This is a genomic window from Desulfovibrio sp. Huiquan2017 (genome assembly GCF_017351175.1).
Classification (GTDB): Bacteria; Desulfobacterota; Desulfovibrionia; order Desulfovibrionales; family Desulfovibrionaceae; genus Pseudodesulfovibrio.
In genome coordinates this window covers 20,125-31,952 of sequence record NZ_JAFMPN010000009.1, presented here as the reverse complement: position 1 = coordinate 31,952, position 11,828 = coordinate 20,125, and the positions used below count along the sequence as shown (strand labels likewise).

Below are 11,828 nucleotides of genomic sequence, written 5' to 3'. Positions count from 1 at the left end.
AATGTTTACACGGCTTGCGAAACGTGTTTTTGTTACAAGTGGACGACAAGGTCCGCCACGAGAAAAAAAGACTCAGGAGATATGATGGGAGTGAACAAACGAGAAGGCGATGCCGCCGAATCCCGGGACGGGTATGTCAAAAGGAGTTCGGCGATCATGCTGGTGATCCTGGGCGTACTGCTCGGGGCCTTCATCGGCAATGCCGTGACCATGCTCTATGTCGGGCAGCGGGAGCAGCGGATGAACGTGTCCGCTCAGGCCGTGCCCACCGAGTCGCCCGTGCCGCATACGGCCGATCCCGAAGCACTGGCCAGTTTGGAGAACGGGGCCGCCGCTGATCCGACCAATGCGGATCTGTGGATTCAACTGGGCAATTTTTGTTTTGACCACAACCTGCCCGCACGGGCGGTCAATGCCTATGAACGCGCCCTGGAACTGCGGCCCACCGAGGTCAACGTCTGGTCCGACCTGGGGGTCATGTACCGGCGGACCAAACAATTCCGGAAGGCGGTGGATGCATTGGGCCATGCCGCTGCCTTGGACCCGAAGCACATCACTTCGCGGTTCAACATGGGCATCGTCTACCTCCACGATCTGAACGATCCGGTTTCGGCCGCGAAGGTCTGGAAAGAGGTTCTGGCCATTAATCCGGAAGCCAAATCACCCACCGGGCAGAGTGTGGCGGTCATGGTCGGGGAACTAGAGAAATAGTTAAAGTCAAACATTAATAAAAAGGAGGCGTGGATGTCCATGCCTCCTTTTTTATTTGTTTTTTTCTATTTAAATTAGATACCGGAACCGTGCTCAAAGGATTGTTCCAGGGCCCGGGTCTGGACGATTCGCGCCCCGGCCGGGACGTCGCGGACGATCCAGACGTTGCCGCCGACGACCGCTTCCCGGCCGATGGTGATGCGTCCGAGGATGGTCGCCCCGGCGTAGATGATCACGTCGTCCTCCACGATGGGATGACGAGGCAGGCCCTTGATGAGCATTTCGTCATCGCCCTTGGGGAAGCTCTTGGCCCCCAGGGTCACGCCTTGGTACACGCGTACGTTGTCGCCGATGATACAGGTCTCGCCAATGACCGTGCCGGTGCCGTGGTCGATGAAGAAGGACTTGCCGATGGTCGCGCCCGGGTGGATGTCGATGCCCGTGTCCGAGTGGGCCATCTCGCCGATGATCCGGGGGATGATGTCCACGCCGAGCTTGTACAGCTCGTGGGCGATACGGTGGTTGGTCAGGGCCCGAATGGAGGGGTAGCAGAAGATGGTCTCCCCGTGGGTCTTGGCCGCGGGATCGCCCACGTAGGCCGCTTCCACGTCGGACAGGAGGTATTCCCGGATTTTGGGCAACTTGGTGATGAATCGCTTGGCGATGCCCTTGGCCCGTTTCTCGCAGTCGCTGCACCGATCCGTGGTGGTGGCGTCGCAGACGAAGCAATAGCCCCGGTTGATCTGGTCCGCGAGCTTGCGTTCCAGTTGGTCCAGGGTGGAGCCTATGTAATAGGGCATGGTGTCCGGGGTGATCTCGGACGGGCCGAAATAGCCGGGGAAGAGGACGCAACGCAGGTCCTCGACGATCCCGCGCAGGATTTCCACCGAGGGCATGGGCGCCTCGCTGGCCTTGCGGTGCGAACGAGGGCCTTTGTCTCCGGACTCCACGAGGAGCGCGACCACATCCGCCAACGTGTAGTCTTCACTGGTCATGGAATCTCCTTTAGCTGAAGAGTGGAGTGCTCAGGTACCGTTCACCGGTGTCGCAGACGATGAACACGATCATCTTGCCCGCGTTTTCCTTGCGGCGGGCCAGTTTGAGAGCCGCCGCGCAGTTGGCCCCGGACGAGATGCCGCAGAGGATGCCTTCCTCGCGCATGAGCCGCTTGGCGGTCTCCACGGCGTCGTCGTTGGTGATGCGGACGACCTCGTCGATGATCTCCGTGTTCAGAGCTTTGGGCACGAAGCCCGCGCCAATGCCCTGAATGGCGTGGGGACCGGGCTGGCCACCGGACAGGACCGGGGAAGCGTCGGGTTCCACGGCCACGGCCTTGACCCCGGGCTTCCTGTCCTTGAGGACTTCGGCCACGCCGGTCAAGGTGCCGCCGGTGCCCACACCGGCCACGAACAGGTCCACTTCGCCGTCGGTGTCCTCCCAGATTTCCAGCCCCGTGGTCCGGCGGTGGGCCTCGGGATTGGCCGGGTTGTCGAACTGCATGGGCATGAAGGCGTTGTCCGTCTCCTCGACGATCCGCCGCGCCCGCTCGATGGCCCCCTTCATGCCTTCGTCGGCCGGGGTCAGGATCAGTTCCGCGCCCAGGCCGCCGAGCAGTTTGCGCCGCTCCATGGACATGGATTCGGGCATGGTCAGGATGAGCTTGAGCCCCTTGACGGCGCAGACGAAGGCCAGGCCGATGCCGGTATTGCCGGAGGTGGGCTCCACCAGGACCGTGTTTTCGTCGATGGTCCCGTCCCTGAGGGCGGTCTCGACCATGTTCCAGGCGATGCGGTCCTTGACCGAGCCGCACGGGTTGTTGAATTCCAGTTTGGCGACCACCTCGGCTTTGAGCCCGGCGGTCAGCCGGTTCAGGCGGACCAAGGGGGTGCGCCCGATGAGGTCCGTCATGTTGTCGGCGATCTTCATGGCTACTCCGTAAAGCTTTTGGTGCAGGCCGGGGCCTGCTTTTCCGCCGAAAACGGCGAGAGCTTGCGCAGGTTTTCGATGATGGGCGGCAGGGTCTCAAGCACGAAGTCGATCTCCTCCTCGGTGTTGAACCGGCTCAGGGAGAATCGGATGGATCCGTGGGCAAAGGTGAAGGGTACGCCCATGGACAGGAGCACGTGGGACGGCTCAAGGCTGCCCGAAGTGCAGGCCGAGCCGGAGCTGGCCGCGATGCCCACCTGATCTATCATCAGCAGGATGGCTTCGCCCTCGACGTAGCCGAAGGAGATGTTCGTGGTGTTGGGCAGGCGGTGTTCCGGATCGCCGTTGAGCTTGGTGTCCGGCACGGACGCGAGCAGGCCGTTTTCCAACTTGTCGCGCAGCCGCTTCACTTCGGTGTTTTCCTCGGTCATGTGTTCACGGGCCAGCTCGCAGGCCTTGCCCAGGGCGATGATGCCCGTGGTGTTCTCGGTGCCCGCGCGGCGGCTGCGCTCCTGGTGCCCGCCGATGAGGAACGGGCGGAAGGGCAGGCGCTTGCGCACGAACAGGGCGCCCACGCCCTTGGGCGCGTGCAGCTTATGGCCGGACAGGGAGAGCATATCCACCGGAATCTTCGACAGGTCGATGTCCACCTTGCCCACGGCCTGAACCGCGTCGGTGTGGAAGATGACGTCGTGTTCCTTGGCGATCTTCGCCATTTCCTCGATGGGGTAGATGTTGCCGGTCTCGTTGTTGGCCCACATGACCGAAATGATGGCCGTGTCCGGGCGGATGGCCGCCTTGTATTCTTCGAGATCGAGACGACCGTATTCATCGGTGGAAAGGTAGGTGACTTCGTAACCGTCCTTTTTCTCCAGGTATTTGCACAGGCTCAGGATGGCCGGGTGCTCCACGGCGGTGGTGATGATGTGTCGCCGGTCGGGCCGGGCGTTCAGGGCCGATCGGATGGCCGTGTTGTCGGATTCGGACCCGCAGGAGGTGAAGATGATCTCCTCGGGCTCGCAGCCGAGCAGGGAGGCCACCGAGGCGCGGGCTTCCTTCAACGTCACCCCCACTTGGCCGCCGAAGCGGTGCATGGAGGAGGGGTTGCCGTACAATTCGGTGAAATAAGGCCGCATGGCCTCGAACACTGCCGGATCCACCTGGGTGGTGGCGTTGTTGTCGAGATAGATGGTTTTCATGTCTTACCCCTCCCGTACCTTCAGGCCGGGATCGACCTTTTCCCTGAGGGCGGTTTCCACCAGTCCTTCGAGGGTCGCCCGGCTGGACGGGCAGCCCGAGCACATGCCCAGGAAGCGGATCACCACGATGTCGCGGTCGATGTCCACCAGTTCGATGTTGCCGCCGTCCGCCTTGAGCTTGGGCCGGACATCCTCGTCGATGACCCGCTCGATGAGGTGCATGCGCTGGATGTTGGTCATGCCCTGGGCCGGGAAGGCGGGCTCCGCCGACGGCGCGGGGCAAACGCCCTCGCCGCGGGCCTCGGCCAGAAGCCGTTCGATGTCCGGGATGCATTTGCCGCAGCCCCCGCCGGCCTTGGTGAAGTTGGTCACGTCCTCCACGGTCTTGAGATCGTTTTCCTTGATGGCCTGGAGAATCTCCTCATCGAAGACGCCGAAGCATTCGCAGATGAGTTCGCCTTCATGGGAATGCTCCGCCTTGGACGGGGCTTCGCCGCGCATATTCTTGATGGCCTGTTCCAGGGCCTCCTGGCCCATGACGGAGCAGTGCATCTTCTCGCGCGGCAGGCCGCCCAGATATTGAGCGATGTCCTTGTTGGTAATTTTTTCCGCTTCCTCCACGGTCTTGCCGATGATCAGCTCGGTCAGGGCGGAACTGGACGCAATGGCGCTGGCGCAGCCGAAGGTCTGGAATTTGGCGTCGGTGATCCTGCCGTCGTCGCCGACCTTGATGTATAGGGTCAGGGCGTCGCCGCAGGCCAGGGAGCCCACTTCGCCGATCCCGTCCGCGTCCTCAATGGTGCCCGCGTTGCGGGGATTCAGGAAATGATCCTTAACTTTGTCGGTGTATTCCCACATATTATCTCCGGAAATAGCTGAGTTTATATGAACAGGTGTAACAAGTGTGATACGATAACATTTGTGTACAGTAAGTCTCTGCGTCGCGGCTGTAAAGGTTTGAGAGTCAATTAAAGGGACATGACTCCCGGGACTTGGGCCGCCTTTTCATAAACGGCCATGACCTCGTCGGCGGAACACATTGTCGAAGTTATTGTCACACTGGTATATTTCCCGGTCCTGGATTGCCGGTATTCCAGTTTTTCCGCAGCGAACACCTGCTTGAATCGGTCGAGGCTTTCGGCCGGGACGATGAACTTGTAGACATAGGGACATGGCCACTGGTGGTGTTCGTCAAGGGTTTGCTTGAATTGTTTCAATTTGTCGGACATAAGATTCTCCTATCTGTGTAGCGGAAAACAATCTGTGCAAGTGCTGTTTCCGGCATGTCGAACCGCGCCGAAGTATAACGCAAAGAGCCAACGATTCCAATAAAATGGTTTTTCAATCACACATTTTATAACATCATTTCGGAGAAGTCCGGGATATGATTCCCTCGGAAGAAGGGTGTATAAGCCGCTTCGTGTTGAATAAGGAATTGAAATGAATGAGAGAGTAGATGTTCTCGTGGTGGACGATGAACGGATCAACCTCAAATTGGTGGAGGGCATTCTGCGTGGGCAGGACCTCAATCTGTTGATGGCCACATCCGGGGCGGAGGCGCTCAAGATGCTCCCGGACCACGATTTCGCCGTGGCCTTGCTGGATGTGATGATGCCCGGCATGGACGGCTTTGAACTGGCTGAAAGACTGCGGAGTTCAGAAGCCTCCCGGAACATCCCGATCATCTTCATCACTGCCATCAGCAAGGAGCAGCGACACGTCTTCCGCGGCTACGAATTGGGCGCGGTGGACTATCTGTTCAAGCCGGTGGAGCCGGAGATCCTGCGCGGCAAGACCAACATATTCGCCGAAATGCACCGGAACAAGCGCTCCCTCATGGAGACCTCCCGGCGGCTTGAGACCACGGTGGCGGAACTCGAAGCCTCCCGCGCGGCCCTGGCCCAGTCCGAGCAGCGCTACCGGCTGGTCGCGGACTACAATTACGACTGGGAGAGCTGGATCGGCCCGGACGGTAGGCTTCGCTACATCTCGCCGTCCTGTGAACGGATCAGCGGGTATCCGCCCCAGCGGTTTCTCGACGATCCGGATCTGATGCAGCGCATCGTGCATCGCGAGGATCTGAATAAGTGGATCCAGTTCATGCGCGACGACACCGTGGGCGACGAGGAGAGCCTCGACTTCCGCATCAGCGATGTCAACGCCAAGACCAAATGGCTGAGTCTGGTCCGGCATTCCATTTTTTCCGACAATGGCGAGCCCCTGGGCCTTCGGCTGAGTATGCGCGACATTACCGGCCGCAAGCTTATTGAGAGCAAACTCAAGCACAGCGCCATCCATGATCCCCTGACCGGCCTGCCCAACCGGGCGCTCTTTCTGGAGCGGCTTAATCGGGCGGCCGAGCGGTGCTCGCGTACCGGCGAACATTTCGCGGTCCTCTTCATCAACATGGACCGTTTCCAGGCGGTCAACGACCACTACGGGCACAGCGTCGGCGACAAGCTCATGATCCGCCTCGGGGTCAAGCTTCAGCAAACGGTCCGCTCCATCGACACCGTGGCCCGGTTCGGCAGCGACGAATTCGGCGTGCTCCTTGAGGATATCCCCAGGCGGAGCGAGGTCCGAACCGTCATCCGCAAGGTCTTCGATTCCTTCAAGCAACCGGTGGACGTGGAGGGCATTCCCTTCTCCCTGTCCGCCAGCATCGGCTACGACATCGGATCCGACGCGGCTCTCGACGCCGAAGAGATCGTGCACAATGCCCAGGTGGCCATGAATGCGGCCAAGGAGGAGGGCAAGAATCGGATTACCGCCTATGATAAACGCATGCGCGAGGGGTTGATTAACGTCCTGGCCATGGAGAACGCCCTTAACCGCGCCCTGGAGGCCCGAGAGTTCTCGGCCCATTACCAGCCCATCGTCAACCTGGCCTACGGCAGCCTGTACGGGTTCGAGGCCCTGGCTCGCTGGAACCACCCCGAGCGAGGGGTGGTCGGTCCCGGAGAATTCATCCCCGTGGCCGAGGAGACCGGGCAGATCGTGGTCCTCGGTTCCCAGATCCTGGAAGAGGCATGCACGGCCATGCAGTCGTGGACCGTCAAGTATCCGGCGACGGAAAGTTTGACCATTGCCGTGAACATCTCGGCCAAGCAGTTCGCCGAGAGCACGTTGTCGGACGACGTGGAGCGCATCTTGAAACGGTCCGGGCTGCGGCCCGACAGGCTTAAGCTCGAAATCACCGAGACCGTGGTCATGCTTGATGCGATGAAGTCGGTCAATCAACTCAAGTCATTGAAGAGCCTCGGCATCCTGCTGTCCATCGACGACTTTGGCACCGGGTATTCATCCATGAGTTATTTGCAGCGGTTCCCGACGGACCAGCTCAAGATTGACCTGAGCTTCGTCCAGCGCATGGAATCCACCCCGGAGAACATCGAGATCATCCGGGCCATCGTGAATATGGCCCACTCCCTGCGGCTGCGGGTCGTGGCCGAGGGCATCGAGACGGAGCGGCAAAGGGACTTGCTTTATTCACTGCAATGCGATTACGGTCAGGGCTATCTGTATTCACGGCCGCTTCCTTTTGAAGAAGCTGAATATTTCGTCAATGATTTCAAATAATTTAACCTCATCTTCTTGTTTCAATCACTGGAGCTTTTCCCCATGAATCTCAGCGCACCGCAATTGCTCACCTGGATCGTCGGCGTGATTGTCGGCCTTCTCGGCATACTGATCCAGCTCGACGTCATGTCCATCCCGATCCTGGAAAACTTGATCCGGCCCTTTTGGCTCGTCTCCGCGGGGTTTGTCATTCTGGCCGTGTCCAACCTTTTTCGCAGCCTTTAGCGAGCGGATTTCATTCCGTCGTTAATGGGGCTTGACGAACCATCGTCAGGCCCTTGTTTTTTTTGCCGCGTGTGATGTACCGTGGAACGGTATTGCAAAGTTCCAGGATTTGCGTTGACGAGCGATTCGCAAAGGAGGGTTAGCGTCAATGGCTGATTTGAAACGATGGAGCCGCAACGAAATCACGCGCATGCGCAGCGACGTGGACCGGCTTTTCGATGATCTGTGCGCCGACTTCAATCTGCCGTCCATGTTTTGCCGCATGACGGGTGATCTCACTCTTGAAGAAGAGGGCGAGACTCTGGTGGTTCGGCTCGAATTGGGCAACATGGACCCGGACGATGTGCATGTCACGGTGATGGAACGACAGCTTTCCATCATCGCGGAGACCCGCGAGTCCGGCCCCGGACATCGAAGCACCCGCAGCTTCCATAAGGAACTTCGGCTTCCGTGCCGTATCGAGACCGACGCCGTCAGGGCCGAGTTCGATGACGGCGTGTTGGTGATCAGGTTGCCCAAATGTGCGACCCCGTCCGGACAACGAATCGCAATTTCCCGGAAATAACCTACGGAGACGGATTCATGACCAAGAAAAACACTACGTTCGAAGTGCCCGTCGAGAAGCTCAAGTGGACTCCGGGTCCCGATCAACTGCCTATGAACACGACGGATGATCTGGAGCCCCAGAAGGATATCATCGGCCAGAAGCGAGGCGTGGAGGCTTTCCGCTTCGGCATGGGCATGGGCAAGAAAGGATACAATATTTTCGTCACGGGCCAGCCTGGGCTGGGGCGGTTGTCCACGGTGCGCAAGCTCCTTGCCGAGATGGGCGATGGCCGCGCGACTCCCAACGACCTGTGTTACGTGAACAACTTCAAGCACCCGGAGGCGCCCATCATGCTTCGCTTCGAGCCGGGGCAGGGCGACCGTTTCAAGAAGGACATGCAGAAGTTCCTGGACGACATCAAACGCGAGGTTCCGCAGCTTTTCGAGAGCGAGGAATACATCGCCCGCAAGAACGAGATCGCCGAGGCCCATGAAAAAAAGGTCATGGGCTTCTACAAGGCCATTGAAGACCGGGTCAAGGACACCGGGCTGGTAGTGGTGCGCATGCAGATGGGCCCCATCCAGCGGCCCGACGTGGTCCCGTTGGTGGACGGTGAACCCAAGCGCATGATCGAGCTTGAGGAACTGGTGGACAAAGGCCGTTTTCCCCGCGACGAGTATGAGCGGCTGCGCGACAAGCGGCTGGAGCTCAAGGAGGAGATCGACCATATTGTCCAGGAGCTCAAGGAACTGCAAAAGGAGGTCGGCGAAAAGCACCGCGAGGTGGACCGGCTCATGTTTCTGGCCCAGGCCCAGGAGTTCCTCAAGCCGGTGCGCGAGGCCTATGCCGACGAAAGAATCTCCAAGTACCTGGATTCCGTGCTCGATAACATGGTCGAGGACCTGGACGCCATCAAGTCGCTGGGCGGCCCGGGCCAGCCCGGCCCGATTCCGGGCATGATGATGGCAGGCCCCTCGCCCGAAATCGTCTTCCAGCCGTACCAGGTCAACCTCCTGGTGGACAATGCGGATACCCAGGGGCCGCCGGTCATTGTGGAGTCCTATCCCACCTACCGCAATCTGTTCGGCTCCATCGAGCGGGTTATGGACCGCATGGGCGGCTGGCACACGGACTACACCAAGATCAAGGCGGGCTCCTTCGTCAAGGCCAATGGCGGCTACCTGGTCATCAACCTCATGGACGCCATCATGGAACCGGGGGTTTGGCAGACGCTGAAGCGGGCCTTGAAGACCGAGAAGATCGAGATCGAGACCTTCGATCCGTACTATTTCATCAGCGCCACGGGCCTCAAGCCCGAACCCATCGACATGGCCGTCAAGGTCGTGGTTCTCGGCAGCCCGTATCTTTACGCGCTGCTGCGCAACTATGACGAGGATGTGCCCAAGATATTCAAGGTCCGGGCCGACTACGAGTCGAGTATGGATGTGACCGACGACTCGGTGCTTCAGGTGGCCCGGTTCGTGCGAAGCGAGGTGGAGCGCGACGGGCTCAAGCCTTTCGACCGCAGCGGAGTGGCCGCCATCCTGGAGGAGGGCGTCCGTTGGGCGGGCCGTCAGGAGAAAATCACCACGGCCTTCCCCGGCTTGGGCGACCTCTTGAGCGAGGCCGACTATTTCGCGGGCCTGTCCGGAGCCGAGGTCGTCTCCGGCGAGCATGTCAAGGAGGCCATCGAGGCCAAGATATACCGCTCCAACCAGGTGGAGGAGCGCATCCAGGAGATGATCGACCGGGGCAGTTTGTTCGTGGACACGGACGGCGAGGTCGCGGGCCAGGTCAACGGCTTGGCCGTATATTCCCTGGGTGACTACATGTTCGGCAAGCCTTCAAGAATCACGGCGGTTACGTCGTTGGGCAAGGAAGGGATCATCAACATCGAGCGCGAAGCGGACATGTCCGGCCCCACGCACAACAAGGGCATGCTCATCCTGTCCGGCTTCCTGCGCAGCCGGTTCGCCCAGGACAAGCCCTTGTCCCTGGCGGCCAGCATCGCCTTCGAGCAATCCTACGGCGGCATCGACGGCGATTCGGCCTCGTCCACGGAGCTTTATGCCCTGTTGTCGAGCCTGTCCGGGGTGCCCATCCGCCAATATGTCGCGGTCACCGGCTCCGTGAACCAGTACGGAGAGGTCCAGCCCATCGGCGGGGTGAACCAGAAGATCGAGGGATTCTTCTTGTGCTGCAAGCATGCTGGCCTGAACGGCAAGCAGGGCGTCATGATTCCATACCCCAACGTCAAGGATCTGATGCTTCGCGACGAGGTCGTCGAGGCGGTCAAGGCGGGCAGGTTCCACATCTGGGCCGTGAAGACCATCGACGAAGGCATCGAGATCCTGACTGGCATGAAGGCGGGCGTGCGCAAAGCGGACGGCACCTATCCGGCCAAGACCATCAACAAGCTGGTGGACGACAAGCTGCGCGGCCTGGCCGACAAGCTGGCCGCCTTCGGCAAGGATAATGACGACAAGAAACCCGCCGCTGGAAAGGCGGCCAAAGGCAAGCCCGCCAAGAAATAGGGCTGCCCAATAACAACAACAAAGGGGTTGCGACGCGTCGCAACCCCTTTTCGAGGTATGCATGAATCTGTTGCGGTTGAATATTTGGCGGAAATGCATCCTGGTCGGTTTTATTGCCGCCGTGGTGCTCATGTTCTCCATCAACTGGGGGTATCATTTCAATGTCGGCCACGTGGTCAGGATGTTTGTCGGGGCCGCTGCCCTGTGGCTCGTCGTGGATCGGCTCTAGACCGGGGCGATTACGCTTCGGGCGGGAAGGTCTCGGCCACGATTCGGGCCGCCTCGTCCAGCCAGCCGCGCCGCTCCTCCAGGGTGGAAGTGCAGATGGTGCGGAATACGCGCCGGGTCACGTCCGTCACCCCACATAGGCCGAAGACGCAGTCTTTCCAGATGCGCTCCAGGGGGTCGCCGAAGATACTGTCCTCGCGTCCCCCCTCGGTGTTCGAGGTGTTGAAGACGATGGCCCGGTCCGCCTTGAGCAGGCCGGTGGGCACGCCCTCTTCACCGTCTTCTCCCACGAATTCGTAGGCCGTGCCGGGCCGCATGACTCGGTCCACCCAACCGGTCAGGACGGCTGGGGGCATGCCCCACCAATTGGGATGAACAACGATGATGCCGTCCGCCCGGGCCGCCTCTTCGCAATGGCGGGCCAGGGTTTCCGGAAGCACGGCTCCGCGCGGAATTTCCCCGGCGGGGAGCAGGGGATCGAAGCTCTCGGCGCAGAGGTCGTGGAAGATCGTCTCGTGGCCGTTGCCCTCAAGAGTCTTTTTCGCCTCAGCCGCCAGGGCGTGGTTGAAGCTGTCTGGATCGGGATGGGCCAGGATCAAGAGTATGCGCATGTTGAGCTCCTATTTTATTTCGGGGCACAATATGCGGCGGTGTGCGGGAAGGCAAGTTTCTTTGGAGAAAGTGCTTGACCTTTCGTTTTGGCAGGACTAACCAAAATCTGTAAGTACAAAAGGAACTTTCCATGTTGCGCGTTACCAATACCATCTCCATCATTCCCGCCAGCCTATCCGTGGCCAGCGTATGCGTCGTTGTGGACGTAGTAGTAGGTGGTGTTCATAGGGACGCGCCATAGCGGGATAGGTACACTCGAATTCCATA

General features: G+C 60.0%; 12 protein-coding genes. 6 read left to right on the top strand and 6 right to left on the bottom strand.

The window, feature by feature from the left end; all coding sequences use genetic code 11:
- The first annotated feature begins 84 nt into the window (after window positions 1-84).
- Window positions 85-711, top strand: coding sequence for a tetratricopeptide repeat protein (locus tag J0909_RS08680; protein ID WP_207262103.1), 627 nt, complete (start codon window positions 85-87; stop codon window positions 709-711).
- A gap of 74 nt (window positions 712-785) precedes the next feature.
- On the opposite strand, the gene epsC is transcribed toward J0909_RS08680, so the two are convergent.
- The 5 genes from epsC to J0909_RS08655 all read right to left on the bottom strand — a co-directional run bounded on the left by epsC (window position 786) and on the right by J0909_RS08655 (window position 5,065).
- On the bottom strand, window positions 786-1,706 hold the full coding sequence (gene epsC / locus J0909_RS08675) for a serine O-acetyltransferase EpsC (RefSeq protein ID WP_207262102.1): 921 nt from the start codon (window positions 1,704-1,706) through the stop codon (window positions 786-788).
- 10 nt (window positions 1,707-1,716) lie between these two features.
- A complete protein-coding gene (cysK, locus tag J0909_RS08670; RefSeq protein WP_207262101.1) occupies window positions 1,717-2,637 on the bottom strand; it encodes a cysteine synthase A in 921 nt (306 codons plus the stop codon).
- A 2-nt stretch (window positions 2,638-2,639) separates the two neighbouring features.
- A complete protein-coding gene (gene nifS, locus J0909_RS08665) occupies window positions 2,640-3,836 on the bottom strand; it encodes a cysteine desulfurase NifS (RefSeq protein ID WP_207262100.1) in 1,197 nt (398 codons plus the stop codon).
- 3 nt (window positions 3,837-3,839) lie between these two features.
- Entirely contained in the window at window positions 3,840-4,694 is an 855-nt protein-coding gene (nifU, locus tag J0909_RS08660) for a Fe-S cluster assembly protein NifU (RefSeq protein WP_207262099.1), read from the bottom strand.
- Window positions 4,695-4,804: 110 nt separating this feature from the next.
- Window positions 4,805-5,065: a DUF493 domain-containing protein gene (locus J0909_RS08655; protein WP_207262098.1), complete on the bottom strand. Its 261-nt coding sequence runs from the start codon at window positions 5,063-5,065 to the stop codon at window positions 4,805-4,807.
- Between the two features lie 211 nt (window positions 5,066-5,276).
- Between J0909_RS08655 and J0909_RS08650 the strand changes: the two genes are divergently transcribed.
- The 5 genes from J0909_RS08650 to J0909_RS08630 all read left to right on the top strand — a co-directional run bounded on the left by J0909_RS08650 (window position 5,277) and on the right by J0909_RS08630 (window position 10,950).
- Window positions 5,277-7,415 carry a putative bifunctional diguanylate cyclase/phosphodiesterase gene (locus J0909_RS08650; protein WP_207262097.1) on the top strand — a complete coding sequence of 713 codons (2,139 nt, stop codon included), beginning with the start codon at window positions 5,277-5,279 and terminating at the stop codon, window positions 7,413-7,415.
- A gap of 42 nt (window positions 7,416-7,457) precedes the next feature.
- Window positions 7,458-7,640, top strand: coding sequence for a hypothetical protein (locus J0909_RS08645; RefSeq protein ID WP_207262095.1), 183 nt, complete (start codon window positions 7,458-7,460; stop codon window positions 7,638-7,640).
- Window positions 7,641-7,788: 148 nt separating this feature from the next.
- Entirely contained in the window at window positions 7,789-8,205 is a 417-nt protein-coding gene (locus J0909_RS08640) for an Hsp20/alpha crystallin family protein (RefSeq protein WP_207262094.1), read from the top strand.
- Window positions 8,206-8,222: 17 nt separating this feature from the next.
- Entirely contained in the window at window positions 8,223-10,721 is a 2,499-nt protein-coding gene (locus J0909_RS08635; RefSeq protein ID WP_207262093.1) for a Lon protease family protein, read from the top strand.
- A 61-nt stretch (window positions 10,722-10,782) separates the two neighbouring features.
- Entirely contained in the window at window positions 10,783-10,950 is a 168-nt protein-coding gene (locus tag J0909_RS08630) for a hypothetical protein (RefSeq protein WP_207262092.1), read from the top strand.
- 10 nt (window positions 10,951-10,960) lie between these two features.
- On the opposite strand, the gene J0909_RS08625 is transcribed toward J0909_RS08630, so the two are convergent.
- Complete coding sequence (locus J0909_RS08625; RefSeq protein ID WP_207262091.1) at window positions 10,961-11,560, bottom strand: NAD(P)H-dependent oxidoreductase; 600 nt, start codon at window positions 11,558-11,560, stop codon at window positions 10,961-10,963.
- Window positions 11,561-11,828 lie beyond the last annotated feature (268 nt).